The sequence below is a fragment of the Dietzia cercidiphylli genome (assembly GCF_039531545.1).
Lineage (GTDB): Bacteria > Actinomycetota > Actinomycetes > Mycobacteriales > Mycobacteriaceae > Dietzia > Dietzia natronolimnaea.
In genome coordinates this window covers 129,655-155,635 of the sequence record NZ_BAAAQG010000013.1, presented here as the reverse complement: position 1 = coordinate 155,635, position 25,981 = coordinate 129,655, and the positions used below count along the sequence as shown (strand labels likewise).

Annotated in this window: 24 protein-coding genes; 11 read left to right on the top strand and 13 right to left on the bottom strand. The window is 70.2% G+C overall.

Going from position 1 to position 25,981, the window contains the following annotated elements:
- Positions 1-50: 50 nt before the first annotated feature.
- Both ABD250_RS13800 and ABD250_RS13795 read right to left on the bottom strand, forming a co-directional pair.
- Complete coding sequence (locus ABD250_RS13800; RefSeq protein WP_182657919.1) at positions 51-2,597, bottom strand: DUF3516 domain-containing protein; 2,547 nt, start codon at positions 2,595-2,597, stop codon at positions 51-53.
- A gap of 41 nt (positions 2,598-2,638) precedes the next feature.
- Positions 2,639-3,574 (bottom strand): PAC2 family protein, encoded by a 936-nt coding sequence (locus tag ABD250_RS13795; RefSeq protein ID WP_179525203.1) that lies wholly within the window; start codon positions 3,572-3,574, stop codon positions 2,639-2,641.
- 266 nt (positions 3,575-3,840) lie between these two features.
- Between ABD250_RS13795 and ABD250_RS13790 the strand changes: the two genes are divergently transcribed.
- Entirely contained in the window at positions 3,841-4,980 is a 1,140-nt protein-coding gene (locus ABD250_RS13790) for a DUF4192 domain-containing protein (protein WP_344392818.1), read from the top strand.
- Positions 4,981-5,053: 73 nt separating this feature from the next.
- Here the strand turns inward: ABD250_RS13790 and galE are convergent, their stop codons facing one another.
- A complete protein-coding gene (galE, locus tag ABD250_RS13785; RefSeq protein ID WP_182657831.1) occupies positions 5,054-6,034 on the bottom strand; it encodes a UDP-glucose 4-epimerase GalE in 981 nt (326 codons plus the stop codon).
- Complete coding sequence (locus ABD250_RS13780) at positions 6,031-6,720, bottom strand: iron-dependent transcriptional repressor DtxR (RefSeq protein ID WP_182657830.1); 690 nt, start codon at positions 6,718-6,720, stop codon at positions 6,031-6,033. The genes galE and ABD250_RS13780 overlap by 4 nt, the downstream gene beginning before the upstream one ends.
- 226 nt (positions 6,721-6,946) lie before the next feature.
- On the opposite strand from ABD250_RS13780, the gene ABD250_RS13775 reads away from it, so the two are divergent.
- Together ABD250_RS13775 and ABD250_RS13770 are read left to right on the top strand one after the other, a co-directional pair.
- Positions 6,947-8,179, top strand: a complete 1,233-nt coding sequence (locus ABD250_RS13775) for an acetoin utilization protein AcuC (RefSeq protein WP_182657829.1) — start codon at positions 6,947-6,949, stop codon at positions 8,177-8,179.
- Between the two features lie 62 nt (positions 8,180-8,241).
- On the top strand, positions 8,242-10,983 hold the full coding sequence (locus ABD250_RS13770) for a bifunctional acetate--CoA ligase family protein/GNAT family N-acetyltransferase (protein ID WP_182657828.1): 2,742 nt from the start codon (positions 8,242-8,244) through the stop codon (positions 10,981-10,983).
- 159 nt (positions 10,984-11,142) lie between these two features.
- On the opposite strand, the gene ABD250_RS13765 is transcribed toward ABD250_RS13770, so the two are convergent.
- From ABD250_RS13765 to ABD250_RS13750, 4 genes are all read right to left on the bottom strand, one after another.
- Positions 11,143-12,111 (bottom strand): sigma-70 family RNA polymerase sigma factor, encoded by a 969-nt coding sequence (locus tag ABD250_RS13765; protein ID WP_179525209.1) that lies wholly within the window; start codon positions 12,109-12,111, stop codon positions 11,143-11,145.
- A gap of 139 nt (positions 12,112-12,250) precedes the next feature.
- A complete protein-coding gene (dtd, locus tag ABD250_RS13760) occupies positions 12,251-12,694 on the bottom strand; it encodes a D-aminoacyl-tRNA deacylase (RefSeq protein WP_182640123.1) in 444 nt (147 codons plus the stop codon).
- On the bottom strand, positions 12,691-14,310 hold the full coding sequence (locus tag ABD250_RS13755) for a DUF7782 domain-containing protein (protein WP_425551914.1): 1,620 nt from the start codon (positions 14,308-14,310) through the stop codon (positions 12,691-12,693). The genes dtd and ABD250_RS13755 overlap by 4 nt, the downstream gene beginning before the upstream one ends.
- On the bottom strand, positions 14,307-14,798 hold the full coding sequence (locus ABD250_RS13750) for a DUF3099 domain-containing protein (RefSeq protein WP_182658566.1): 492 nt from the start codon (positions 14,796-14,798) through the stop codon (positions 14,307-14,309). Before ABD250_RS13750 ends, ABD250_RS13755 begins: the two co-directional genes overlap by 4 nt.
- A 58-nt stretch (positions 14,799-14,856) precedes the next feature.
- On the opposite strand from ABD250_RS13750, the gene ABD250_RS13745 reads away from it, so the two are divergent.
- Together ABD250_RS13745 and ABD250_RS13740 are read left to right on the top strand one after the other, a co-directional pair.
- A complete protein-coding gene (locus ABD250_RS13745; protein ID WP_017837712.1) occupies positions 14,857-15,102 on the top strand; it encodes a DUF3039 domain-containing protein in 246 nt (81 codons plus the stop codon).
- Positions 15,095-16,939: a DEAD/DEAH box helicase gene (locus ABD250_RS13740; RefSeq protein WP_425551912.1), complete on the top strand. Its 1,845-nt coding sequence runs from the start codon at positions 15,095-15,097 to the stop codon at positions 16,937-16,939. The genes ABD250_RS13745 and ABD250_RS13740 overlap by 8 nt, the downstream gene beginning before the upstream one ends.
- Before the next feature lie 137 nt (positions 16,940-17,076).
- Here the strand turns inward: ABD250_RS13740 and ABD250_RS13735 are convergent, their stop codons facing one another.
- Positions 17,077-18,468: an RNA polymerase sigma factor gene (locus ABD250_RS13735; RefSeq protein ID WP_182658417.1), complete on the bottom strand. Its 1,392-nt coding sequence runs from the start codon at positions 18,466-18,468 to the stop codon at positions 17,077-17,079.
- 181 nt (positions 18,469-18,649) lie between these two features.
- On the bottom strand, positions 18,650-19,495 hold the full coding sequence (ppgK, locus tag ABD250_RS13730) for a polyphosphate--glucose phosphotransferase (RefSeq protein WP_182617248.1): 846 nt from the start codon (positions 19,493-19,495) through the stop codon (positions 18,650-18,652).
- A 159-nt stretch (positions 19,496-19,654) separates the two neighbouring features.
- Here ppgK and ABD250_RS13725 point away from each other — a divergent pair, with 159 nt between their 5' ends.
- Positions 19,655-20,518, top strand: coding sequence for an inositol monophosphatase family protein (locus ABD250_RS13725; protein ID WP_179525216.1), 864 nt, complete (start codon positions 19,655-19,657; stop codon positions 20,516-20,518).
- Here ABD250_RS13725 and cei read toward each other — a convergent pair.
- Positions 20,508-21,146, bottom strand: a complete 639-nt coding sequence (gene cei / locus ABD250_RS13720; RefSeq protein WP_179525217.1) for an envelope integrity protein Cei — start codon at positions 21,144-21,146, stop codon at positions 20,508-20,510. The genes ABD250_RS13725 and cei overlap by 11 nt on opposite strands.
- Positions 21,147-21,352: 206 nt before the next feature.
- Between cei and ABD250_RS13715 the strand changes: the two genes are divergently transcribed.
- The gene (locus ABD250_RS13715; RefSeq protein WP_179525218.1) at positions 21,353-21,655 is read left to right on the top strand and encodes a DUF4193 domain-containing protein; all 303 of its coding nucleotides are present in this window, start codon (positions 21,353-21,355) and stop codon (positions 21,653-21,655) included.
- A 4-nt stretch (positions 21,656-21,659) separates the two neighbouring features.
- On the opposite strand, the gene ABD250_RS13710 is transcribed toward ABD250_RS13715, so the two are convergent.
- Positions 21,660-22,166: a DUF3093 family protein gene (locus ABD250_RS13710; RefSeq protein ID WP_179525219.1), complete on the bottom strand. Its 507-nt coding sequence runs from the start codon at positions 22,164-22,166 to the stop codon at positions 21,660-21,662.
- A gap of 53 nt (positions 22,167-22,219) precedes the next feature.
- Here ABD250_RS13710 and dut point away from each other — a divergent pair, with 53 nt between their 5' ends.
- The 4 genes from dut to ABD250_RS13690 all read left to right on the top strand — a co-directional run bounded on the left by dut (position 22,220) and on the right by ABD250_RS13690 (position 24,792).
- On the top strand, positions 22,220-22,699 hold the full coding sequence (gene dut / locus ABD250_RS13705; RefSeq protein ID WP_179525220.1) for a dUTP diphosphatase: 480 nt from the start codon (positions 22,220-22,222) through the stop codon (positions 22,697-22,699).
- Positions 22,700-22,778: 79 nt separating this feature from the next.
- The gene (locus ABD250_RS13700; RefSeq protein ID WP_182658418.1) at positions 22,779-23,654 is read left to right on the top strand and encodes a DUF3710 domain-containing protein; all 876 of its coding nucleotides are present in this window, start codon (positions 22,779-22,781) and stop codon (positions 23,652-23,654) included.
- A gap of 26 nt (positions 23,655-23,680) precedes the next feature.
- Positions 23,681-24,079 (top strand): OB-fold nucleic acid binding domain-containing protein, encoded by a 399-nt coding sequence (locus tag ABD250_RS13695; RefSeq protein ID WP_182658419.1) that lies wholly within the window; start codon positions 23,681-23,683, stop codon positions 24,077-24,079.
- On the top strand, positions 24,076-24,792 hold the full coding sequence (locus ABD250_RS13690; RefSeq protein WP_338404163.1) for a DUF3159 domain-containing protein: 717 nt from the start codon (positions 24,076-24,078) through the stop codon (positions 24,790-24,792). The genes ABD250_RS13695 and ABD250_RS13690 overlap by 4 nt, the downstream gene beginning before the upstream one ends.
- A gap of 115 nt (positions 24,793-24,907) precedes the next feature.
- Here the strand turns inward: ABD250_RS13690 and ABD250_RS13685 are convergent, their stop codons facing one another.
- Entirely contained in the window at positions 24,908-25,855 is a 948-nt protein-coding gene (locus ABD250_RS13685; RefSeq protein ID WP_182658420.1) for a DUF2189 domain-containing protein, read from the bottom strand.
- Between the last annotated feature and the right edge of the window lie 126 nt (positions 25,856-25,981).

The window sequence follows — 25,981 nt, the reverse complement described above, 5'->3', positions numbered from 1 at the left end:
GTCATCGTACGGACACCGGATCCGCGGCCCGGTTCAGCCTCCCCGCCGCGTCACCCCGCGAGGGTCAGCGAGGCGAACCGGACCTCACCCGCCTCGTCGCTGGCGCCGAGGTCCACCACACCCTCGACAGCCCAGCCGTGGTCGTTCTCCGGATCGTCGAGTACCTGCCGGACCCTCCATGTTCCCGGTTCCACCCCGTCTCCCGATTCGGTGACGGAGAAGAGGGCGGGTCCGCGTGCCGTGGGCCCGGTTCCGATCGCGTCGTACTCGTCCCAGTACGCATCGATCTCGGCGTCCCAGTCGGGATGGAGGGGGACGTCGGCGTCGAGTCGCACCAACGTGTCGATGTCGTCTCGCGACAGTAGTTCCACGCGCCGGAACATCGCGTTGCGGACCATCACCCGGAACGCCCGCAGGTTGGCCGTGACGGGCCGGGTGGTGCCGCTCGACTGGCCGAAGGCGAGCTCGGCCACCTGGTCCGGGGAGACGTCGGGGTCGGTGAGCAGTTCCCACTCGTCCAGCAGACTCGAATCGACCTGGCGGACGAGTTCCCCGAGCCATTCGACCAGGTCGTCGAACTCGTCGGTCCGCAGGTCGGCCGGAACGGTCTGCCGCAGGGCGCGGTAGGCGTCGGTGAGGTAGCGCAGGACGGAACCCTCCGACCGGCTGAGACCGTACGCGGAGACCAGATCGGAGAAGGTCATCCCCCGCTCGACCATCTCGCGGACGACGGCCTTGGGCGAGGGCTCGATCCCCGCCACCCACGGGTGCCCGGCGCGGTAGGCGTCGTATGCGTCGGCGATGAGGTCGTCGAGAGGCTTCGGCCACGAGATGTCCTCGACCAGCTCCATCCGTTCCGAGTACTCCACCCCCTCTGCCTTGAGCGCCCCGATCGCCTCGCCCCGGGCGGCCCGCTGCTGTGCGTAGAGGATCGGGCGCGGGTCGTCGAGAACGGACTCGATCACCGAGACCAGATCCAGGACCGGGGTGGGGGAGTCGGGGTCGAGGACCTCCACCGCGGCGATCGCGAACGGGGCGAGGGGCTGGTTGAGCGCGAAGTCCCGTTGGAGGTCCACCGTCAGACGGACGTGCCGTCCGTCGTCGTCCGGCTCCGCCATCCTCTCGACGATGCCGGCGGTCTCGAGCCCGCGGAAGAGTTCGATCGAGCGCAGGACGTGGTGCCGGATCCGGGCCCGGGTCTCGTGCGAGGACAGCAGGAGGTGCCGCATGTGGGCGTAGCAGCTCCCCGGACGCGAGATCACGTTGAGCAGCATCGCGTTGTTGACCTCGAAGCGGCTGGTGAGCTGCTCGGGCTGGGCGCCGACGAGTTTGTCGAACGTCGAGCGGGACCAGTTGACGAACCCCTCCGGCGGCTTCTTCTTGGCCGACTTGCCCTTCTTCTTGGGATTGGCGGCCGACTTGGCCGCGGCCTTGGCGTTCTCGACCTCGTGCTCGGGAGCCAGCACCACCACCAGACCCTCGGTATCGAACCCCGCTCGGCCCGCACGGCCGGCGATCTGGTGGAACTCCCGGGCCTTGAGGACACGCTGCCGGCGTCCGTCGAACTTGGTGAGCCCCGTGAACAGAACGGTCCGGATGGGGACGTTGATACCGACGCCGAGGGTGTCGGTCCCACAGATGACGGTGAGCAACCCGTCCTGGGCGAGCCGTTCCACGAGGCGGCGGTACTTCGGGAGCATGCCGGCGTGGTGGACCCCGATGCCGTGCATGAGCAACTTGCGAAGGTTCCGGCCGAACGCGGTCGTGAACCGGAATCCGCCGATCTCCTCGGCGATGGCGGCCTTGCGCTCCTTGGTGGCCACCGCCACCGAGGTCAGCGCCTGGGCCTGCTCGAGCGCCGAGGCCTGGGTGAAGTGGACGATGTAGACGGGCGCCTTGTCATCCCGGAGCAGGAGTTCGACCGACTCGTGGATACTGCGCAGTGCGTAGTCGAACGTCAGGGGGACCGGGCGCTCGGTGCCCCCGACCAGCGCGCACTCCCGTCCGGTCCGCGTGCGGAGATCCTCGATCAGCCAGTCCACGTCGCCGAGCGTGGCCGACATCAGCAGGAACTGCGTGTCGGGGAGTTCGATGAGCGGGACCTGCCAGGCCCAGCCCCGATCGGGCTCGGAGTAGTAGTGGAACTCGTCCATCACCACCTGACCGATGTCCGCGGCGGCGCCCTCCCGGAGGGCGATGTTGGCCACGATCTCGGCGGTGGCACAGATGATCGGTGCGTCGGCGTTGACCGCGGCGTCACCGGTGAGCATCCCGACGTTCTCGGCGCCGAACACCGCGCACAGAGCGAAGAACTTCTCGCTGACGAGCGCCTTGATCGGCGCGGTGTAATAGCTCCGCACCCCGCGGGCCATGGCGGAGAAGTGCGCCCCCAGGGCGACCAGCGACTTGCCCGACCCCGTCGGCGTGGCCAGGACGACATGGCTACCCGCCGCCACCTCGAGGACCGCCTCCTCCTGCGCCGGATAGAGCGTCAGGCCCTGGTCGGCGGCCCACGCCACGAAGGCGTCGAATACCGCCTCCTCCAGGAGGTCGGAGGGGACGTCGTCGAGGTCGGCGAGGAGTTCGGGCAGTTGCACCCGACCGAGCCTAGTCGCCCGGCCGCGACCGTCCGTCCGTGCTAGCGGGCGCGAGGCTCGTCGTCGCCGGTCTGCTCCGCGAGGAACCGCTCGAACTCGGCACCGATCTCGTCGCCGGAGGGCAGCGGTGTGCCGCCGGGGTTGAGCGAGTCGGAGCCGTGGCGGGACTCCATGAACTCGTCGTACTGCTTCTCCATCAGCTCCACGGCGGTCCGGATCTCCGGGCTGTCGGCGATCTGGGCGGTCACCTGTGCGGTGAAGTCCCGGGCGGCGGTCTCGAGCTCACCGGACGGCAGCTCCAGCTGGGAGATCTGGGCGATGTTGCCGACGAGGTTGAGGACCGCCGCGGGGTAGGCGGTCTGCGACAGGTACTGGGGTACGTGGACGGTGAAGCCCGCGGACGGGATGCCGTGCTCGGCCATCCGGAGCTCCAGCAGCGCGCTCACGTTCCCCGGGACGGAGAACTCCCCGGGCCACGCGGTGAAGCCACGGATGAGGTCGACGTCGCTGGCGTGTGCACTCGACTGGGTCGGGCGGGTGTGCGGTACCCCGAGGGGGATGGCGCCGAGACCGACCGACATCCGGGCCCCGAACGACCCGGCGAGGTCGATCACGGATTCGGTGAACCCGTCCCACCTCAGGTCCGGCTCCAGGCCGGAGAGCAGCAGGAAGAAGGTCCCGCCTGCGTCCTTGACCGCGTGCATCTGGATGGTCGGCTCCGAGTATCCGGCGAAGTGGTCGAAGGAGTACCGCACCTGCGGTCGACGCGAGCGGTAGTCCACCAGCTCATCCGCGTCGAACTCCACGATCAACTGGGAGTCCAGGCTCTCCTTGAGGTGTTCCGTGACGCCCTGGATCGCCTGGCCGGCGTCGGAGAAACCCTCCAACGCATGCACGAGCACCGGACCCTGTCCGGATTCCGATCGCAGATCGGGGACGGGCTCGATCAGTCGGTACAGATCGCTGTGCCTGGCCATGTCGACTCCTCTCGTCGCAACACCCCGAGCCGTCCGGTCCGGTCCGAACTGATCGTCCCACCGGGAGGGGGTTTCTCCTCTTTGCCAACGACGGCGGGCCGCAGTTGATTCCCCACCGTGCCGCGGGCTCCACAGCGGGTCGCCCCCCGCGGGTTTCCTCCGGGACACCGCAGGCGGAGTGTCAGAAAGTTGATCCGGTGCACCGGCACCCGCGGGCCGCCCTCGGCCGGGGAGCGGCCGCGAGACGACGAGACAGGTGGACGACGATGACCGCGAACGGACGGATCGGTGACGACGGTGTGGACGACCCTCGGACGGTGGTGATCTCCTCTCCGGAGGAGCTCATCGCGTCCATCCCGTCGATGTTGGGGTTCCCGCCGGGGCCCGGATCGGTGGTGGTGATATGCGGGCGGACCGCGGACGGTCACGCCGGGCCGGTCGTCAGGATGGATGTCGGCCTGCTCGGAGGTCCCGGATCGCCACCCGGGGAAGGAGACGGACGGGACGGTGCGGACGGGCGGGGCGGTGCGGACGGGTGGGGCGGTGCGGAGGACTGCCGCTCCGGGGAGGGTGAGCCCTCACCGGTCGTGGCCGACGACGGTCCGGCTCGTGGGCTGGCCCGGTTCTGCTCGAGGGAGGGGGTGACCGACGTCCACCTGGTGGTGGTTCACGAGGACTGTGCGGACGGGCACTCCGCCGGTCTCCGCGCGGAGGACGCCGCCGCGGCGTTCGAGTACTGGTTGGGGCTGGCCGGGACGCAGGTCGTCGGCGCCTACGGGGTGGGCGAGTTCGCACACGGCTCGCCGTGGGTCGATCTGTTCGGGATGGTCCGGGGAACGCAGGTCGACCCGGACTCGACGGAGATCGCCGCGGTCCACGCGTTCGACGGGCGGGTCCGGGCCGGTTCGCGGGCAGAGATCGAGCGGCTGTACCAGGTGCGGGACCACGGGGCGTGTGACGACGATCCGCACGGTCGGGGACCCGCACGGCTGGAGGGGGCCCTCGAGGTGGACCGCGCGGTGAGGGCGCACGAGGACGCGGAACGCCGCCTGGAGGACGGGGAGGAACTCGACGACGACGAGTTGGCCGGGATCGGACGCGTCCTGCTGGACATCGCCGTGCGGGACGAGGTCTACCGGCGCCTGGCCCACCGAGGTCTGTGCGATCGCGACGGCCGCCGCCTGCTCTGGTGGTCGCTCGCGCGCCGCCGGCCGGGCCGCGAACGCTCGGTGGCGTTGCTGTTGTTGGGAGCCGCGGCCTACTTCGCCGGCAGCGGGGTCCACGCGCGGTCCGCTCTCGAGGCGGCGGTGGCAGCGGATCCGGCGAACTCGCTGGCCCGACTGCTCCTCCACGGATTGGAGAACGGACTCGCGCCCGAGCGGCTCCGACGGGTGGCCGCGGCCTGAGCGGGTCCGACAGGGCGCCGCGGCCCCAGGAGGCCGGCGCGGTCGGGGCGCTCCCGCCCGCGCCGGCCCGGGACTACCGCGGGGCGGAGTGCGCCCGATCACCCAGGGCCGACGTGAACGCCCACGCATCGCGGACGATGGTGCGGAGGTCGGTGCGGGTGGGGGTCCACCCCAGCTCGGTCATCGCCTTCTGGCTGGAGGCCACGAGGACTGCCGGGTCGCCGGCTCGGCGTGGTGCGACCACGTCCGGGATCGGGTGCCCGGTGACCTCGCGGCACACGTCGATCACCTCGCGGACGGAGAAGCCCTCCCCGCTGCCGAGGTTGAGTACGCGGTGGACGCCGGGTCGGTTGGACTCGAGGGCGAGCAGGTGCGCGTCGGCGAGGTCGGCGACGTGGATGTAGTCGCGGACGCAGGTCCCGTCCGGGGTGGGCCAGTCGTCGCCGAAGACCTTGATGTCGGACCGGTGTCCCAGGGCCACCTGGAGCACCAGCGGGATGAGGTGGGTCTCGACGACGCGGTTCTCTCCCACCGGACCGTGAGCGCCGGCCACATTGAAGTAGCGCAGGCTCGTGGCGGCGAGCCCGTGGGCCACCGCGTACGAGGTGATGGCGTGATCGATCGCCAGCTTGGTGGCGCCGTAGGTGTTGGTGGGCCGGGTGGGCATGTCCTCGGTGATCGGGATCTGCTCCGGCTCGCCGTAGGTCGCCGCGGTGGACGAGAAGACGAGGTTGGTGACGTCGGCGGCGCGCATCGCGTCGAGGAGCGCGAGGGAGGTCACGACGTTGCCCTGCCAGTACTCCCCGGGCTTCTCCACCGATTCCCCGACGAGGGAGCGGGCGGCGAAGTGCAGGACCCCGTCGAATCCCGGGTCCAGGACCTCGCCCGCCAGGGCGGCGACATCCCCCTCGATGAACGTCGCCGCCGCCGGGACGCCCGACCTGTTGCCGGTGGAGAGGTCGTCCAGGACCACGACCTCGTGTCCGCGCTCGACGAGTACCGTCGCGCAGACCCCCCCGACGTATCCCGCCCCACCGGTGACGAGCAGCTTCACGGGAGGATCTCGACCTGGATCGCGTGCGCGTGGTCGCCGTCGAGCTCGACGGTGTGACCGTCACCGGAGTCGAGCTCGACGAGGTGGCCCCGCCGGGTCGCGGTCACGGTCCGCAGTGGTTCCACACCGTGTGCGCGGAGCTCGGAGATGAGGTCGGTGTCGATCTGGACGTTCTCGCCGATCGCCTGGATGCGGACGCTGTGCGGGATGTCCGTGTCCAGCGCCGAGAGGCGGGTGAACGCGCGGTCGTCGGCGATCCGGGAGGTGTACCCGATCCGGTCGAGCCCTGGTATGGGGTTGCCGTACGGCGACGTCCTCGGATCGTCGAGTACCTCGATGAGGCGACGCTCCACGTCGTCACTCATGACGTGCTCCCATCGACACGCCTCGGCGTGGACCTTCTCCAGCTCCAACCCGATCACATCGACGAGCAGTCGCTCCGCGAGACGGTGCTTGCGCATCACGTCCACGGCCAGATCCCGGCCGGTCGTCGTGAGCTGGAGATGACGGTCGGGTGCCACGTGTACCAGGCCGTCGCGTTCCATCCGCGCGACCGTCTGGCTCACGGTCGGACCGCTCTGCTCGAGTCGCTCCGCGATCCTGGCCCGGAGCGGGATGACTCCCTCCTCCTCGAGCTCATAGATGGTGCGGAGGTACATCTCGGTGGTGTCCACCAGGTCTTTCACGCTGAATCCTCCACGTCGGATCGTCGCAGACAGTCGCCCCCGGTGGTCGACGGTCCCATCCGGGTTCTCGGTCGAGACTACCGTCGGGCCTCGAACCGGGGTGGGGAGCGGGCAATCGGGGGTCGGGCCGGGTCCCGCCGCGTAGATTCGTGGGGCGCACACCTCGGTGATCCCATCGGATGTGGGCCGCCGGGAACGTCCCGGTGCGACGGGAGGACGGGTGGCAATGGCCGGTATCCGGGACGGCGTCGCGGCCGCGGTGGTGTGGAGTCCCTCACTGATGGAGTACCGGCACTCCGCCGATCATCCGATGAGTCCGCGCAGACTCGATCTGACCATGTCGCTCGCCACGGAACTGGGGGTTCTGCAGGGCGTGGAGATGCTGGACCCCGGTGCGGCCAGCGAGGAGGAACTGCTGCGCGTCCACACCTCCCGCTATATCAGTGCCGTCCGGGCGGCCGGTGACCTGCCGCCCGGGGAGCATTTCGGGATGAGTCACGGTCTCGGCACGGCGGACAACCCGACGTTCCCGGGCATGCACGAGGCGAGCGCCGCGGTGGCCGGAGGAACCTTGGCCGCAGCGCGGGCGATCGCCAGTGGCGCCGCGACGCGGGCGGTCTCCGTGGCCGGCGGCATGCACCACGCCATGCCCGCGGCCGCCGCCGGCTTCTGCGTCTACAACGACGCCGCGGTGGCCATCAGCTGGTTGCTCGACAACGGGTACGACCGCATCGCCTACGTGGACATCGACGTCCACCACGGGGACGGTGTCCAGGCCGCCTTCTACGAGGATCCGCGTGTGCTGACCATGTCCCTGCACCAGCACCCGGCGACCCTGTGGCCGTCGACGGGCTGGGCATCGGAGACGGGGGTGGGCCGCGCGGAGGGGACCGCGGTCAACCTGGCGTTCCTGCCGGCGGTCACCGACGGGCTGTGGATGCGCGGGTTCCACGCGGTCGTTCCCGGGGTCCTGCGGGCCTTCGAGCCACAGATCATCGTCATGCAGGCCGGATGCGACTCGCACCGCGAGGACCCGCTCGCCGACCTGTCCCTCACGGTCGACGGGCACCGCGAGTCCTACCTCCGACTCATCGCACTGGCGGACGAGCTCTGCGAGGGGCGGATCATCGCCATCGGCGGTGGGGGCTACGAGCTGGTCCGGGTGGTCCCGCGATCGTGGACCCATCTCATCGCCGCCGTCCTCGGCGTCCCCGTGGATCCGGGGACCCGGGTACCGGAGGAGTGGAAGGCCATGGCCGCCCGGTTCACCGTTCCGGACAGGGTCCCGCAGACGATGAGTGACGGCGGAGATCCCGCGCACACGCTCTGGGAGCCCGCCGGTGCCGATCGTGGGGGAGAGGTGGACCGGACACTGGCCCGACTCGACCAGTCGATCCTCGACACCCGCCGCTCGGTGTACCCCCTGCTCGGACTCGACCCGGACGATCCCCGGGACTGACCGCACCACCCCCGCGTCGCGGGTGCCCACCATTCACAACAGTTGTCTCATGGAGGACCACGATGGCCAACCCCGGTGACGGAACGACCGACGGCGGCGCCCCCGAGGGTGACGCGCCGGTCGTCAACCCGCCAGAACACGCCTCCACCGACACGGCGGTCGACGACTATCCGGAGGGCTATCCACACGAGTGGGCGGCGGATGTCCTGGGTTCCGACGGCCGGGCGGTGCGGATCCGGCCGGTCCTGCCCAACGACTCCGAGAAGATCACCCGCTTCCACGCCAGCCTCTCCGAGCGGACCCGCTACCTGCGCTACTTCGGCTCCCACGACGTCCTGTCGGCCAAGGAACTGCAGCGGATGACCAACGTCGACTACCGCGACCGGATGGCGTTCGTCGCGGAACTGGGCGCGGAGATCATCGGGATGGCGATCTACGAAAGGCTCCCGGACTCGACGTTCGCGGAGGTGGCGTTCACCATCTCGGACCAGCACCAGGGCCGGGGGCTCGGATCGATCTTCCTCGAGCATCTCGCGGGGTCCGCCGCCGAGTGCGGGATCGACCACTTCGAGGCGGAGGTGCTCTCGGAGAACCGGTCGATGATCCAGGTGTTCCGTCGGGCGGGGTACGAGATCTCGCGCTCCTTCGACGGATCCACCCTGCATCTCGAGTTCGCGATCGACCCCACCGAGGCGTTGACCAACGTCCGCAACGCCCGCGAGACCGCGGCCGAGGCGCGCAGTCTCGCGAGGGTCCTGACCCCCGCCTCGGTGGCCGTCATCGGTGCCTCGGACCAGGTGGGAAAGATCGGCCACACGGTCCTGCGCAACCTCATCGGGAACGGGTTCTCCGGTCCGGTCTACCCGGTGAACTCCGATGCGACCTCCGTGCAGTCCGTCCGTGCCTATGCCAGTGTCCGCGACATCCCCGATCCGGTCGACCTGGCCGTGGTGGCGGTGCCGGCCGCGTCCATGTCCGAGGTGCTCGACGACTGCCTGTCCAAGGGGGTGTCGACCCTCGTCGTGATCTCGGCCGGGTTCTCCGATGTGGGCAGCGCCGGTGTGGTGTCCGAGCGTCGCCTGGTGAGCGAGGCCCGCGCCCACGGGATGCGGGTGGTGGGGCCCAACGCCCTCGGGGTGATCAACACCTCCCCCGACGTCCAGCTCAACGCCACCCTCGCCGAGGTGGTCCCGGGGCCGGGCCGGGCGGGGTTCTTCTGCCAGTCCGGTGCCCTGGGGATCACCATCCTCGCCGCCGCCGCCCGCCGGGGTCTGGGACTGTCGACCTTCGTCTCCGCGGGAAACCGTGCCGACGTCTCCGGTAACGACCTGCTCCAGTACTGGGATACCGACACCGGGACCGAGGTGGTCCTGCTCTATCTCGAGAGTTTCGGCAACCCCCGCAAGTTCTCGCGGATCGCGCGCCGGGTGGCCCGCAACAAGCCGGTCGTGGTGGTGCGCCGGGCCGCCGACGACCTGGAATCGGGAGTCCAGGGTCTCACCGCCTCGGCCATCCGCGGTCTGTTCCGCGACTCCGGGCTCATTCAGGTGGACTCCATCACCGACATGTTCGACACCGCGACGCTGCTCGCCTATCAGCCGTTGCCGGCGGGCGGCCGTCTGGCGATCGTCGGGAACTCGACCGCCGTCGGGCGACTCGGCGGGGACTCCGCGCGGTTGCAGGGATTCACCGTGGCGCACTCGGTCGACCTGGGGGCCGGAGCGCTACCCGAGGACTTCCGGGCCGCGATAGCCGACGTGGTGGCCCGCGACGAGGTGGACTCGGTCCTGACGGTCTTCGTTCCACCGGTGGCCACCGAGCCGGACGCCTACGCCGAGGCCATCCGCGCCGCGGCGGCCGACAGTTCCAAGCCGGTGGTGAGTACCTTCCTCGCCGGCGAGGGACTGCCCGAGGGGCTCACCATCACCGACGAGTCCGGCGTGGCCTCACGGGGTTCCATCCCCTCGTACCCGTACCCCGAGCGTGCGGTGTCGGCGCTGGTGCGCGCCCGCCGCTACGCCGAGTGGCTGGACCAGCCCGCGGAGGAACCGGCCGAGTACGACGACATCGACCGCGCCCGCGCTCGGGATCTCGTCGATTCGTTGTGTCACTCGAACAGCGGGAGCGAATCGTTCGAACTCACCCAGGGTCAGGTCCGCAGTCTGCTGGAGTGCTACGGGGTCGGGATCGTCGACTACCGTGTCGCGGTCGGGGTGGAGCAGGCGGCCATGGCGGCCGAGGAACTCGGATACCCGGTGGCGGTCAAGGCGATGGGGGAGAAGTGGCGGACCCGCAGTGACCAGTCCGGGGTCCGCTTGGACCTGACCGACGCGGGAGCCGTTCGTCACGCGTTCGACGACCTCCGGGCGACCACCGGCTCCCGGGCACTCCACGTCCAGAAGATGGCCACCAAGGGGGTCGCGGCGACGATCCGGGTGGCGGACCACCCGATCTTCGGTTCGCTTATCTCCTTCGGCCTGTCCGGGATGCTCTCTGACCTCCTCGCCGATCGCGCGTTCAGTACCCTGCCGATCTCCCCCTCGGAGGCCCGGTCACTCCTCGATCGTCCACGGGCCGCGCCCATCCTCGACGGATATGCGGGGGACACCCCGGCTGACAAAGACGCCCTGGTGGACCTCATGGGCCGGATGTCGTGCCTGGTGGAGGACGTCCCCGAGCTCAGACGGCTGTCTCTCGACCCCGCGCTCGCGTCCCCCGACGGTGTGTCCGTGTTGTACGCACAGGTCCATCTGGGGCCGCCCCCGCGGTTCAGCGGGGACGAGGGCCCGCGGAGACTGCGCTAGCTGTCGGTACAGCCGGCGCGGCGTGCGCGGCGGGTCGGCCACTGCGCCGGCGCGGCTCGTCGCCCGGTCCGAACACGACGACGCCCCGGCTCCGGTGGCGGTGTGAACCCGCCTGACCGTGGAGCCGGGGCGTCGTGGTGTCCTCGTCCGGCCCGGACCTCAGACCGCGTAGGAGCGGAGCTTGTCGGCGCGGCGCCCTTCACGGAGCTTCGCCATGACCTCGCGCTCGATCTGGCGGACGCGCTCACGCGAGAGCCCGAAACGCTTACCGATCTGGTCGAGAGTGCGGGGCTGGCCGTCGTCGAGACCGAACCGCAGTGTGATGACCTGCTGCTCGCGCTCCTCGAGCGTGGACAGGACCGCACGGACGTCCGAGTGCATGACGTTGGTGACGACCGTGTTCTCGGCGCTGGTGGCCTCGGCGTCCTCGATGAAGTCGCCCAACGGCGCCTCCTCGTCCGCGCCGACGGGCATGTCCAGGCTCACCGGGTCGCGCGAGTGGTCGAGCAGTTCCTCGATCTTGTGCGCGGGGATCCCCGACTCCTCCGCCAGCTCGTCGAGAGTCGCCTCTCGCCCGAGCTGCTGGTGGAGCTCCCGCTTGATGCGGGCGAGCTTGTTGACCTGCTCGACCAGGTGCACAGGGAGCCGGATGGTGCGGGACTGGTCGGCCATCCCCCGGGTGATGGCCTGGCGGATCCACCACGTGGCGTAGGTCGAGAATTTGAAGCCCTTGGCGTAGTCGAACTTCTCCATGGCCCTGATCAGGCCCAGGTTGCCCTCCTGGATGAGATCCAGCAGCGGCATGCCGCGCCCCGTGTAGCGCTTGGCGAGTGAGACCACCAGGCGCAGGTTGGCCTCGAGGAGGTGTGCGCGGGCGGCCTCGCCCTCCGCGACGATCACCTTGAGATCGGCCTTCTTGGTGGGGCCCATCCGCTTCTTGGTGGCCAGGAGATGGGCGGCGTAGAGGCCGGCCTCGATGCGCTTGGAGAGTTCGACCTCGTCCTCGGCGTTCAGAAGAGCCGTCTTGCCGATCCCGTTGAGGTAGACGCGGACGAGGTCCGCGCTGGGGCTCTGGCCATCCGAATCCGCCTCCGTCCGACGGTCCGATCGGGTGGTGGCTGACGTCATGTCTCCTCCTCCTGCCGGCCCGGGGGATCAGAGTCGGCGGTCGGTTGCTGATGGACGGAACGGACGCGTGTCCGGGTCACGGTCACGTACTGCTACAACGGCGGGGGTGCCGGGAATGTTCCCGGGCCCATGACGTCCGTCACGACGTCCGGGAACCCGAGGTGTCGACGAGGACGGTGAACGGGCCGTCGTTCACGGAGCTGACCTGCATCATCGCGCCGAACGCCCCGGTCTCGACCTCGAGTCCCCGCTCACGGAGACCTCGCACCACCGCATCGACCGCGGCCTCGGCCCGAGCCCCGGGCGCCGCGCGGGACCACGACGGTCGGCGCCCCTTGCTCGTCGACCCCATGAGGGTGAACTGGCTGACCACCAGGACGGGCGCGCCGATCTCGACCGCGCCCGCCTCACCCGGCAGGATGCGCAGCTCCGCGATCTTGCGGACCATCGTGGCGACGTCCACCTCGTCGTCGTCGGTCGACACCCCCAGCAGCACCAGCAGCCCGGCGCGGGGGAGTGCGCCCACGATCTCCCCGTCCACGGTGACCGACGCCTCGGTGACGCGCGTGATGACGGCCCTCACCCGCCCACCGGCCCCGGGGTGGCGGCGGCGCGGACGCCGGGCGGGAGCAGCCCGGGGACCCCGGCGGGGACGACGAAGCCGTGGAGGAACAGATCGGCCACGACCCTGCGCACGGGTTCCGCCAGCTCCTCGGGGTCCCGACCGGCCCCCGCGGCGGCGAGGACTACGAGATCCTCCAGGGGTAGTGCTCCCATGCGCACCCCTCGGAGAACCGTCGCGGTCAGCGGGTCGATCTCGTGGCGCCAGCGCGCACCGGTGACACGCTCGACCACCACCCTCGATCCGGCCGGTGCGGAGGACCCGGACGCCTCGTCCCCCGGGTCACCGGAGCCCGGTGCCAGGCTCTCCGAGACGTGCAGGTGGACGTCGGGGGAGACGGTGAACACCGTCGCGTCCAGAGCCCGCTCCTGCCCGCCCTGTCGGTCCGATGCCGCCCGCAGCCACGCCATGCGCGCGAAGTAGGCCTCGGCCTCGTCCCCGAGCCCCTCGTCGAACGGGTGGGTGAGGTCCTCGCAGAGCACCGACGACGCGCCGTCGATCCGCCTGAGGAAGACGTATCCGAACCCGACACCGTCGACGCCCCGGTCCTGGAAGTGGTCGAGCCAGGCGTCCGCGGCGCGAGCGGTGGACTCGTCCCTCGGGTCCATGCCCTCGTCCGTGAGCCATGTCCAGACGTAGAGCTCCGGGTCCGAGGTGTCGCGGCGGAGCACCCAGGCCTCCACCCCGTCCGAGGGGATCCACGACGCCACGTGGGTCCGCCAGTCGGTGTCCCGCCGCTCCACCCAGGAGGCCAGGATGACCGCGGTGCCGCCCTGGGTCAGGTGGTCGTGAGCCCCGGACACGACCGTCCGGCTCGCCCCGTCGAGGGCGAGCCCCGACTCCCGGTACGAATGGCCGGGGTCCGAGGGGCCCACCACGAACGGGGGGTTGGCGACGACCCGGTCGAATCGACGAAGAGCCACGGGCTCGTACCAGGGACCGGCGAGCAGCTCCCCGTCCAACCCGTTGATGGCGAGTGTGGCGGACGCCAGGTCCAGACACCGCGGGGTGATGTCCGTACCCGTCGCCGTCCTCGCGGTCTCGAGGGCGTGCACGAGCTGGATGCCGCAGCCGGTGCCGAGGTCGAGTACGGAGTCCACGGGGGAGGTGGGTGTGATCCGGAGGAGGGACAGCGTGGCCTGCCCGACCCCGAGGACGTGGTCGGGCCTCGTGGTGGCGTGGGCCATCGACCCGTCGACGTCGGAGAAGACCCAGCGGGTGCCGTGACCGGTGTCCACGGGCCGGAGGTCGAGGAGCGCCCGGAGGGTCCCCTCCGGCGAGGTCTGACGCGTCCACAGGCCGGCGTCGATCCCGTCGGAGACGGGTGTCCCGGGCAGGGCCGCCACGACCTCGCCCTCGGGGACCGCGTCACCCAGGATGAACAACCGGACCAGGGTCCCGACCGGCCCGGCGGAGCGGGCGTGCCTGCGGACGGACGCCGAGTCCGAGCGGGCGAGCGCCGAGATCGCCTCCGGCCCCAGCGCGTCCTCCAGCCCGGGCACCGTGAAATGGCACTGCCGGAATGACTCCGCCAGGACGGGGGCCAGACGGGTGAGTGTGGGAACTGTCGGGGTCACCGGGCGGGATCGCTCTCGTCGGGTCGGTCGGCTGGGTCCGGGATCCCCGAGGCGGGTCCGTCGCCCGAGGGGTCCCCGTGTGGCTGGTCGTCGTGGGTCGGGCCGTCGTGGGCCGGGCTCTGGTGCGAGGGGCCACCTGTGAGGCCCGGCGGCATCGCGCGGGGCGTGTGGTTGGCCAGCGCACCGGCGGTGTACATCCGCGCCTGCCCCTTGGGCAGCGGAGGCCTGTCGTTGGCGCTGATCACGGCGATCCACGGGATCGGTATGGACCCCGCGACGATGGCCAGTGCAATCCACGGGTTGTTCCAGAGAGCCAGGGAACCCGCGGCGAGGAGCAACGCCGGGATCCGGATGGACATCAGGAGGAAGTACCGCTTCTTCCGCGCCGCGAGCTCGTCCCGGTAGGACTCCCGCGCGGCGGTGATCAGAACGGGCCTCGCGGTGCCGTCCCGATCCTTGGACCGCTTGCGACGGGAGTCGGGTGCCATGGCCCCCAAGGTACTCCGGCGTTGGCGCGCCGACCGTGGCGTGCGGCATCATGAGGGGGTGAGCACCACCCGGACCAAGACACTAGAGCGCCCCGAGGTCACGACGACCGAGGAGACGCAGGACGACGCGCCCAAGTTCTTCCATTACGTGGACAAGAGCAAGATCGCCGAGAGCGCGGTCATGGGCTCCTACGTGATCGCCCTGTGCGGCGAGGTGTTCCCGGTCACCCGGTCCGCCAAGCCCGGCTCTCCCGTGTGCCCGGAGTGCAAGCGCGTCTACGAGACCCTGAAGCCTGGTGAGTGAACCCGGCGCGGTCCCGGGCACCGAGGAGCAGACCGCAGACCCCGCCGCGACGACGGCCGCGGGCGCCCCTCTGCGCGCCTGGCAGCGGACCGCGCTGCGCAAGTACCTCATGGCGCGGCCGAAGGACTTCCTCGCCGTGGCCACCCCCGGCGCCGGTAAGACGACCTTCGGTCTGCGCGTGGCCTCCGAACTCCTGGCCGACCGGACGGTCGACGCGATCACCGTGGTGGCCCCCACCGAGCACCTCAAGTTCCAGTGGGCCGAGGCCGCCGCGAGGGCCGGTATCGCGCTCGATCCCGAGTACTCCAACTCCTCCGGCGCCCTCGCACCGGAGTACCACGGCGTGGTGGTCACCTACGCCCAGGTGGCGTCACACCCGTTCAAGCACCGCGAGCGGACCGCATCCCGCCGTACGCTGGTGATCCTCGACGAGATCCACCACGGCGGTGACGCCAAGAGCTGGGGAGACGGAATCCGTGAGGCGTTCGACGACGCCGAGCGTCGCCTGTCCCTGACCGGCACACCTTTCCGCTCGGACGACAGCCCCATCCCGTTCGTCACCTACGAACCCGACGGCCAGGGGCATCAGCGGTCCAGGGCCGACCACTCCTACGGATACGCCGACGCCCTGGCCGACGGCGTCGTGCGACCCGTCGTTTTCCTCGCCTACTCGGGTGAGGCGCGCTGGCGGACGAACGCCGGCGAGGAGTTCTCCGCCCGACTCGGCGAACCGCTCAGCGCGGACCAGAATTCGCGCGCCTGGCGGGTGGCACTGGATCCCCACGGCGACTGGATGCCGGCGGTGCTCCAGGCGGCGCACACCCGGCTCCGGCAGATCCGTGCGGGTGGAGTGCCCGATGCCGGCGGGCTGGTGATCGCCACCGACCAGGAGCGGGCCCGGGAGTACGCGGCACTGCTCACGGAGATCACCGGGCGGGCCCCCGTCGTCGTCCTCTCCGACGACCCCACGGCCTCGAGCCGGATCGGCACGTTCTCCGCCTCGACGGACGAGTGGATGGTCGCGGTCCGCATGGTCTCGGAGGGTGTGGACGTGCCGCGCCTGAGCGTGGGGGTGTACGCCACCAGCGCCTCGACGCCCCTGTACTTCGCCCAGGCCATCGGCCGGTTCGTCCGGTCCCGGAGGCCGGGGGAGACCGCGTCGGTGTTCCTGCCCTCGGTCCCGGTCCTGTTGCAGCTCGCCTCCCAGATGGAGGCCCAGCGGGATCACGTCCTGGGCAAGCCCCACCGCGAGGACGGGCTCGAGGACGAGTTGCTGGCGCAGGCCAACCAGCAACACGACGAGCCCGACGCGGACGACGAGGACAAGGGGTACATCTCCCTCGGCGCGGACGCCGAACTCGACCAGATCGTCTACGAGGGGTCCTCCTACGGCACGGCCACGTTCGCGGGGAGCGAGGAGGAGGCCGACTACATCGGTCTCCCCGGTCTGCTCGGGGCGGACGACGTCAAGGCACTCCTGCGTCAGCGGGAGAAGGAGCAGATCAGGCGGTCGTCCGGTGAGGGGTCCTCCGCGTCCGGAGCCGTGGCGGTGGTGGGCGTGGGGACGGACCCGACCATCTCCGGCACCACCCTCCCGGGCAACGCCGGCGGCCCGGGCGCGAACGCGGGTGCGGCTGCCGCCCGCGTGGCCTCCGCGGCCGAGCTGAAGGATCTGAGGCGCCAACTCAACACGCTGGTGTCCGTGTACTCGGGCCGTCTGGGCAAGTCCCACGGAGCGATCCACACGCAGCTGCGTAACTCCTGTGGTGGTCCTCCGGTGCCCATGGCCTCGGCCGACCAGATCCGGGAACGCATCTCGCTGCTGCGTAGCTGGTAGGGGCAGCTGGAAGGGGACGCTGGAAGGGGCTCAGAACCACGCCTCGCCGTCCCTGTCGGATGAGCATGCGAACGAGCCCGGGCCCCGTCGACATCGACGGGGCCCGGGCTCGTCCGGGGTACCGGACCGGCGGGAGATCAGTCCAGGTAGTCGCGCAGCACCTGGGACCGCGACGGGTGGCGCAGCTTGGACATGGTCTTGGACTCGATCTGGCGGATCCGCTCGCGCGTGACCCCGTAGACCTGGCCGATCTCGTCCAGCGTGCGGGGCAGTCCGTCGGTGAGGCCGAAGCGCAGCCGCACCACGCCCGCCTCGCGCTCGGACAGGGTGTCGAGCACCGAGCGGAGCTGGTCCTGGAGCAGCGTGAAGCTCACCGCGTCCACGGCCACCACGGCCTCGGAGTCCTCGATGAAGTCGCCGAGCTGCGAGTCGCCCTCGTCACCGATGGTCTGGTCGAGCGAGATGGGCTCCCGGGCGTACTGCTGGATCTCCAGCACCTTCTCCGGGGTGATGTCCATCTCCTTGGCCAGCTCCTCCGGGGTGGGCTCGCGGCCCAGGTCCTGGAGCAACTCGCGCTGGATGCGCCCGAGCTTGTTGATGACCTCGACCATGTGCACCGGGATGCGGATGGTGCGGGCCTGGTCGGCCATGGCGCGGGTGATGGCCTGGCGGATCCACCAGGTCGCGTAGGTCGAGAACTTGTAGCCCTTGGTGTAGTCGAACTTCTCGACGGCGCGGATCAGACCCAGGTTGCCCTCCTGGATGAGGTCCAGGAACGCCATCCCCCGGCCCGTGTAGCGCTTGGCCAGGGACACGACCAACCGGAGGTTCGCCTCGAGCAGGTGGTTCTTGGCGCGGACGCCGTCCCGCTCGATCCACTTGTAGTCGCGGCGCTGGGCGGTGGTGAGCTTCTCGCCACGCTCGACGACCTGGGCCATGAACCAGGTGGCGTAGAGGCCGGCCTCGATACGCTTGGCCAGCTCGACCTCCTCCTCGGCGTTGAGAAGGGCGACCTTGCCGATCTGCTTGAGGTACGCGCGGACCGAGTCGGCCGAGGCGGTGAGCTCGGCGTCCTTGCGGGCCTGCCGCAGGGCCTCGGACTCGTCCTCGTCCCAGACGAAGTCACCCGACGCCTTGTCCTTGGCGGTCGGACCCTCCTTGGTCTCCTCGTCGGCCTCCGCGTCATCGACGTCGACGACATCGACCTCGACGTCCTCGAGTTCGGCGGTGTCCGGCTCGACCTCGAGTGCCTCGACCGGTGCGTCGTCGATCGGAGCGGTGTCCGTGAGCGCGGGATCGCCCGCGGCGGCGGTCTTCTTGGCCGCGGTCTTCTTCGCGGCGGTCTTCTTGGCCGCGGTCTTCTTGGCCGGGGCCGACTTCTTCGCCGCCGTCTTCTTGGCGGGCGCGGCCTTCTTCGCTGGTGTCCTGCTCGCCGCGGTCATCTTGGCGGGGGCCTCGCCCGTGACCTCGGTGTCCGACGGATCGCCGCTCATCGCGGGATCCGAACTGGTGGTCTTCGTGGCTGCCACAAACGCCCCTTCACAACCGGTGAATCGATGGGAAACGGGGATCGATGCCGCATCGTATGCCGACACTCGAGCCGTCCGCCTTGCGGTACCGGGCCCGTCCCCGGCCGGTAGGTGATCCCGGCCTGCGCCATTGTAACGAGGAACCCGCCCGGAGGTCGCATCAGGCGCTGTTGACGAGGGGTCAGTAGCTGCCCGGGGACAGTGTCGACCCCAGATCGACCAGGCCGTCGCGCGCCGCCGAGTACAGCGCCGCCCCGATGATCCCGGCATCGCCACGTCTGATGGCCGCACGAACCGGGGTGCGGTTCTCCAGGAGCGGGAACCACTCCTCGGCGGCCTCGCTGATCCCGCCCCCCAGGACGAATGCGCGGGGCCAGAGCAGGTCCTCGAGGCATCGCAGGACGTTGGACACGTGGGGCGCCCATTCCTCGTAGGTCAGTCCGTCCCGTGCACGTACCGATGCGGAGGCCAGGTGCTCGGCCTCGTCGAAACCCCGGCCGGCGATGTCCTCCACCATGAGGTGTCCGAACTCCGTGTTGGGGACGAGATGGCCGTCCAGCAGCAGTGCCGATCCGATCCCCGTGCCGAAGGTCAGCAGGACCACCAGGCCGTCCACCCCCTCACCGGCGCCGTAGTGCACCTCGGTGACACCCGCCGCGTCGGCGTCGTTGAGCATGACCACCGAGCGTCCGGGGAGGTGCCTGTCGAACAGGGCGACCACGTCGCAGCCGACCCAGGAGCCGTCGATGTTGTGGGCGATCCTCGCGACGCCGTCGTGGATGACGCTGGGGAGAGCCACCCCCACCGGGCCGTCCCATCCGAGTTCGTCGACCATCGCGCGGATGACCCCGGCGACCGCGTCCGGGGTCGCCGGCTGCGGGGTGGGACGTGTCGACCGGGGGCCGAGGAGTTCCCCGGTGCCGAGGTCGACCAGCCCCGCCTTAATCCCTGTGCCGCCGACGTCCACCCCCAGGCCGGTGGAGGAGGCCGGCGCCTGGGTGCTCTCGGTAGGTGTGGGGGTGGGCATCTCGGGCTCCCGGGTGACGGGCCGTGAGGGTCACGGCTGCGGTTGGAGTCCACCGGACCGACGGGGCACGATGGGGGCGACGAGCGCCCGTTCGTCAGCGTATCTGTCCGGTACCACCGTGGGCCGGTCCAATCGGGGACGACGACGAGGGGAGCCGACATGTCGGAGGAGACGGACGGAGGGGTCGCGCGATCAACCCACGCGGACACCGTCGACGAATTGAGGCGGTTCGCGGGTCGGCTCGCGGTCTCGGGCGGTGACGTGGCCCGGCGGATGGTGGAGCAGTTCGGCTCCACCGGGCTCGACGCGCGTGCCAAGAGCTCTGCGACCGACCCGGTGACCGTCATCGACACCACCGTGGAGGAGCACCTCCGTTCGCAGGTGGTCTCCGCCCGGCCCGGCGACCGCGTCCTGGGGGAGGAGGGTGGCGAGGAGGCGACCGCCCCGGGACGGGGGGTCGTGCGGTGGGTGGTGGATCCGGTCGACGGAACCGTCAACCTCCTCTACGGGATCCCCTTCACCGCCGTCTCGGTGGCGGCGGAGGTCGACGGGGTGGTCCTCGCGGGTGCGGTGCACAACATCGTCACCGGCGAGACCTGGACCGCGGGGCTCGGCCGCGGGTCGAGCCTCCGGTCCGCCACGGGCACGCTCACCGAACTGACGGCGTCGGCGTGTGACGACCTGTCGATGGCGCTCGTGGGAACCGGGTTCTCCTACGACTCCGACGTCCGCGCGGAACAGGGGCGGGTGGTCGCGGAGCTCCTCCCGCGGATCCGTGACATCAGACGGTGCGGGTCCGCGGCCCTGGACCTGTGCATGGTGGCCACCGGCCGGATCGACGCCTACTACGAGCGCTGCCTCAAGCCGTGGGATCACGCGGCCGGGGCCCTGATCGCCGCCGAGGCCGGCGCGGTGGTGAGGGTCTCCCACGACGACGAGGTCCCCACTGCCGCCGCCGCACCCGGTGTGGCGGGGGAGTTCCTGTCCGCGATCGAGGCGCTCGGGGGCGCGGTCAGCAGTTGACGGCTCGCGCCGCGTCCAGCTCGGCGGAGATCGGTTGACGTCCCACCTTGAGCTCGTCGAGCGCCCCCACGCTCTCCGCCGAGTCCGACAGTCGCGAGAAGATCGTCCCCAGCACCAGGTCGACGGACTCGTCCGCCCGCCCGTCGGACACCAGCTGCATGCACGGCGCGGCGAGGGACAGTGACCTCGCGCTCGCCTCCCCGGCCTCGCCGTAGCGGATCTGCCCGTGGCACTCGAGGTCCTGGGCGTAGATCGGGTCGTTGCCGGTGGCGTCGGCTCCCGCCGGCTGGAATCCGCGTTCGGCGAGTTGGGCGGCGACCGCTCCCGCCTGACCGCTCTGGCCGTTGGCGTTGAGCACCCGGACCCGCGTGTCCGCCAACAGGGCCGGCTCGACCGAGTCGAGTGCGCCGGCGGGCTGTTCCCGCAGTCCGGCCTCCTCCGCCGCGGGCGTCACGGGGCAGGCGGCGGCCTGGGTCGCCGCATCGCTGCCCATGAGCGCGGAAGCCCACACCAGACCCCCGAGGACCAGCGTGGCCACCACGAACAGCACGTAGGGGCTGCGTAGTCGTCCCATCCCCCGAGTGGGGGTCGGACTGGGTGTCGCCTGGGCGCTGAGGTGGACGACCATGAGGGTCCTTCCTGCAGGTGTCACGGTGCGGGAGCCCTGTCCGGGTCCGCCTCACCACTGTAATCGTCGGGGAATCGGCGTCCCGGTGGGGACACGGTCCGGAAGCGCGGATGAAATCCCTGCTAGTTTCCGTTAATATGCGTGCGCCGGTCGGTCCACGATCGAACCGACCGCCCCTCGCCACCTGACCGCTAGAGAAGAGACACATGGCAACCGACTACGACGCACCCCGCCGGACCGAAGCTGACGAGCTGGCCGGTGATTCGCTGGAGGAACTCAAGGCCCGGAGGGCGGAGGGGGCTACCGGCGAGGTCGACGTGGACGAGACGGATACCGCCGAGTCCTACGAACTCCCGGGGGCGGATCTCTCCGGAGAGGAACTCACGGTCCGTGTGGTTCCCGAGCAGGACAATGAGTTCACCTGCGGAGACTGCTTCCTCGTCCATCACCGGAGCCGGTTCGCCGAGGAGAGGGACGGACTGCCGATCTGCGTGGACTGCGCGGGCTGATCGCTCAGCTGTAGTGGTTGTCCGGGAGGGCCGCCGCGAGTCCTTCCGGGTCACGGGTGCTGATCAGCCAGTAGGGCGTGGGGTCCAGCGGGTCGTCCAGGACGACGATCACCATGGTGGGGACATAACCGCGGTGGACGACGAACGCCTCCGGATCGAGTTGGCGCCCCATCGCGGCCTGCTTGGCGGTCGCGGGCACGACGGCGCTGCGCGAGATCGCCTCGAAGGGCAGACGCGCGCGGCCCGCGTACAGGGTCCCTCCGCCCTGACCGTCGGACTCGACCTCGATACGCTCGCGACCGACGGTGACGAAGAGCCACGCGAACAGGGCGGGCACGACCACGGTGAGCAGCCACAGCCACCACGGCGCGCCGAGTACCGAGGCCACGGCGGCCACGAGGACGGTGATGGCGGCGAGAAGCACCCACCACCATCCCGGTACCCGGAGTCGTTCCGAGTGAACAGGGCGCGGGACCCGGTCGGGCGACGGTCGGAGATCTTCTTCGGTCACGACATCAAGACTATCCATCACCCGGGCTCCACCCGGCAGGAGGGCGGCCAGCCATGAACCACCCCGACCACTCGTCCGGATCACGCGGACCGCTGCGGCTACGGAGGTTGGACCCCGGTCTTCCGGTGCCGTCCCGCGCCCACCCCTCCGACGCGGGCATCGATCTGTTCTCGGCCGAGAACTGCGCACTCGAACCCGGGCATCGTGCGCTGGTGGGCACAGGGGTGGCCGTCGCCATCCCGGAGGGGTACGCCGGGCTCGTCCACCCCAGATCCGGTCTCGCCGCACGGGCGGGACTGTCGATCGTCAACGCCCCGGGCACCATCGATGCCGGGTATCGCGGCGAGATCAAGGTCAACCTCGTCAACCTCGACCCGTCCGAACCGGTTCACATCGGACGAGGTGACCGGATCGCACAGTTGATCATCCAGAGAGTCGAACTCTGGGACGTGCAGGAGGTCGACGAGCTCGACCAGACCGACCGGGGAGAGCGGGGCCACGGCTCGACCGGAGGTCACCACCGCCTGACCTGACCGGCACCACACCACGTTGGGTAGCGTCAAGAGGCACGGTCCCGACCGGGACCGGGTCGCACGCGGAGAGGATTCGACCATGTTCGGACGCAAGAAGTCGGTGACCGGGGACCGCGACGCCGCCACCCCCGGGGAACCCACGGACTCCGCACCGTCCACGACCGGTCCGCATGACCGCTCGTCGGTCGGGGACGTGGCCCGGTACTACACCGACCTCGGGTACGGACACCTCGACCTCGGTTCCCTGGTGATCGGCGTCCCCAAGGGGCGCGATCTGAACGTCGCGCTGGACCCGAACGGTCAGCCGGAGTTCCACGTGGTCACCACCGTGTCGCGGGTGATCCCGCGCGCCTTCGCCGCGCCGAAGTCGGCCGGGCAGTGGCGGACCATGGTCGTCGCCATGCGCGAGCAGCTCGAGGGTCAGGGCGCCGAGGTGACCGTCGAGGACGGTCCGTGGGGGCGCGAACTCGTGGCCGCGATGCCGGGGGCGGTGTTCCGCGCGATCGGGGTCGACGGGCACCGGTGGACCGCCGAGGTACGCATCATGGCCACCCCGGAGCTGGCCGAGCAGGCCGCCGAGGAGGGCCGGGAGGTCTTCAAGCATCTCCTGGTGAACCGAGGCGACGGACCGATGCCCGTCCGGGAGGTGCTTCCGCTGACCATCCCTGACGAGATCCAACAGGCGCTGGTCAAGGCGCAGTCGCAGTTGGCGGCACAGCAGCAGGCGCAGGCCTACCAGCAGCAGATGGCGGCAGGTCAACAGGGTCAGGGGGCCGCGCAGACCCGGCCCCAGAACCCGCCGGCCCCGACACCGGGATCCCCGGCCCCAGCACCGGCATCCCCGGCCCCGAGCTCGAGCCGGAACCCCTCCCGGGAACAACCCCAGCAGCCGGATTCCCGGCCCCGCAGGGACGGCAGCGCCATGGACCGGCTCCGCTCCACCGACGATCTCTGACCGACCGACGTGCTGAGAGGGGAGCCATGCCCGTCACGCGGATGTTCCGTGGTCTCTCAGCTCGACTGACCGCGCCGCTTGAGTCGCTCGACGCGGTGGACCTGGCCGGTGCGGTACAGGGCATCGGCTGCTCGCCGGTCGAGGACGCCCAGAGGGGGCAGATGGTCACCCTGGCCGGGCGCGTGCGCACAGTCCTGTCCGGTGGGGGAGAGCGGTTCCTCGGGGTGACCGCCGAGGTGTACGACGGCACGGGTGCGGTGGACGTGTGTTGGCTGGGACGTGGTTCGATCCCGGGTATCGACACTGGCCGCTTCGTCAAGGTGACCGGGCGCATCGGCGTCCGGTCCGGCCAGAAGATCATGTTCAACCCACGGTACGAATTGCTCAGCGGGCAACCGCGCGCTATACGCGGAGGAGAAGTGTGACCGAGTCTGAGCGGGCCGGCGAGCAGTCCACCGGGGAAGTCCCCCCGGAGAGCACGGGAGGTAAGCGGAAATCCGCGTTCGGTGACCCGGACGCCTCGCTGCTCGAGCAGATGGGCGGGGTCCGTGGCCTCGTCTACTCGTCGATCCCCATCCTGACCTTCGTCCCCGTCAACGGTTTCTGGGGACTGACGGTGGCGATCTGGGCGGCGCTGGGGGTGGCGGTCGCCATGCTCGCGTGGTCACTGGTCCGACGGGAGAACCCCCAGCCGGCGATCTCCGGCTTCTTCGGGGTCGCGATCGGTGTCCTGATCGCCTGGCGCACCGGAAGCGCAAAGGGATACTTCCTCTACGGGATCATCACGCAGGCGGTGTACGGCGGGGTGTTCGCCCTGTCCGCGCTCGCGCGGTGGCCACTCGTCGGGGTGATCTGGGGCCTGCTCGACGGAAAAGGGATGTCCTGGCGCCGTCACCCGAAAGCGCGTCGGTGGTACGCCGTCGCCACGTGGATCTGGGCAGGGCTCTTCGCGATACGCGCAGTGCTACAGTACGCGCTCTATCTGAACGACGAGGTCAACTGGCTCGGGGCCGCCCGCATCGCGATGGGCTGGCCGCTCGCGCTGCTGGCGTTCGCGGCGACGATCTGGGCGGTGCGGCGCGCGATGGTCTACGAGAGGGAGCCCGCGGAGGTCCGGGAACCCACCACGCACGACTGACACGCACGACCGATACGGCATCACCTCGGATGGACGACGGGCCCCGGCGAGTTCGCCGGGGGCCGTCGTCTGCCCAGCTCGTGTCCGTCAGCCGCGAGCGCGAGTGACGCGGTGGTCAGACCGTGCTCGTCGCCATCCGCGAGAACTCGCTCGGGCCCGTGATGGTGCGGTAGGCGAACACCGAGGCCAGGGTGGCCACGGGGATCGCGATGAGGAGCCCGACGAACAGGGCGAGGAAACCTGCCACGACGACGAGGATGTTGAGCACTGCGAGAGCGAACAGGTTTCCCGCGTCGGACTTGATCGCGTTGACGCTGGACTTCATGGCGTCGATCGCGGTCATGTTGCGGTCCACGACGAAGTGGAGGGTCCAGTACAGGAAGAAGGCGACCACGAGTCCGGGAATGATGAGGAGGACGAAGCCGATGGTCGTCGCGATTCCCACGAGGATCGCCGCGATGGCGAACGCCCCGAAGTTGTGCAACTTGAAGAAGTCACCGATCTCCGGCTTGTGGCCGTCCACCTCCAGTAGCGCGCCCCGGATGACGAAAGCCTGGAACAGGAAACTCACGGCGATCGTCAGTATGGAACCCAGGAACGCCACCGACATCGACTGAGAGTTGGATATCGAACTCGCGATGCCGTTGGCGAGGAACATGGCCAACGTGACCAGCACCCAGGGCAGAGGATTGTTCTTGAACATCTGCCAGCCGGCCCCGATGGCGTCGGTGGCGGACACCCTACCTGTCATCACCGGTCCGCCCCCGTGGCCGGACTGGGGGTATGGGTCCCCGTACCCGTGGCCCCCGTTGGGCGGGTAGCCGAAGTCCTGACCTCCATAGCCCTGCTGGCCATAACCCTGCTGGCCATAACCCTGCTGGCCATAGCTCTGTTCGCCGTAGCCCTGCTGGCCGTAGCCCTGATCGGGATAGGGCTCCTGGCCGAATCCCTGCGCGTTCCCCTGCCCGCCGAACTCCGGTCCGCCCCAGTTCTGTTGCGCGGCGCCCGTGCCGTTCGGATCGTTCGGGAACCCGTCTCCTGACGGGGTGCCTCCGGTGGTCATGGCATCTCCAGATCTCTTCGCATCGGTGTGAAAGGTTTTTCCACTCGCCTGACTCCGAACCTAGTCCTGTCCGGGCGTTTTGGGGAGGGTCAACCCGCGGCTCGGTCTGAGGGAAATGCACGGAGC

Bases quoted from the DNA above. Each gene is read 5' to 3' on its own strand.
- ABD250_RS13795 (WP_179525203.1), bottom strand. From the start codon at position 3,574: ATGGCCAGGCACAGCGATCTGTACCGACTGATCGAGCCCGTCCCCGAT.
- ABD250_RS13790 (WP_344392818.1), top strand. From the start codon at position 3,841: ATGACCGCGAACGGACGGATCGGTGACGACGGTGTGGACGACCCTCGG.
- ABD250_RS13775 (WP_182657829.1), top strand. From the start codon at position 6,947: ATGGCCGGTATCCGGGACGGCGTCGCGGCCGCGGTGGTGTGGAGTCCC.
- ABD250_RS13770 (WP_182657828.1), top strand. From the start codon at position 8,242: ATGGCCAACCCCGGTGACGGAACGACCGACGGCGGCGCCCCCGAGGGT.
- ABD250_RS13765 (WP_179525209.1), bottom strand. From the start codon at position 12,111: ATGACGTCAGCCACCACCCGATCGGACCGTCGGACGGAGGCGGATTCG.
- ABD250_RS13750 (WP_182658566.1), bottom strand. From the start codon at position 14,798: ATGGCACCCGACTCCCGTCGCAAGCGGTCCAAGGATCGGGACGGCACC.
- ppgK (WP_182617248.1), bottom strand. From the start codon at position 19,495: ATGCCCACCCCCACACCTACCGAGAGCACCCAGGCGCCGGCCTCCTCC.
- ABD250_RS13725 (WP_179525216.1), top strand. From the start codon at position 19,655: ATGTCGGAGGAGACGGACGGAGGGGTCGCGCGATCAACCCACGCGGAC.
- cei (WP_179525217.1), bottom strand. From the start codon at position 21,146: ATGGTCGTCCACCTCAGCGCCCAGGCGACACCCAGTCCGACCCCCACT.
- ABD250_RS13715 (WP_179525218.1), top strand. From the start codon at position 21,353: ATGGCAACCGACTACGACGCACCCCGCCGGACCGAAGCTGACGAGCTG.
- dut (WP_179525220.1), top strand. From the start codon at position 22,220: ATGAACCACCCCGACCACTCGTCCGGATCACGCGGACCGCTGCGGCTA.
- ABD250_RS13700 (WP_182658418.1), top strand. From the start codon at position 22,779: ATGTTCGGACGCAAGAAGTCGGTGACCGGGGACCGCGACGCCGCCACC.
- ABD250_RS13695 (WP_182658419.1), top strand. From the start codon at position 23,681: ATGCCCGTCACGCGGATGTTCCGTGGTCTCTCAGCTCGACTGACCGCG.
- ABD250_RS13685 (WP_182658420.1), bottom strand. From the start codon at position 25,855: ATGACCACCGGAGGCACCCCGTCAGGAGACGGGTTCCCGAACGATCCG.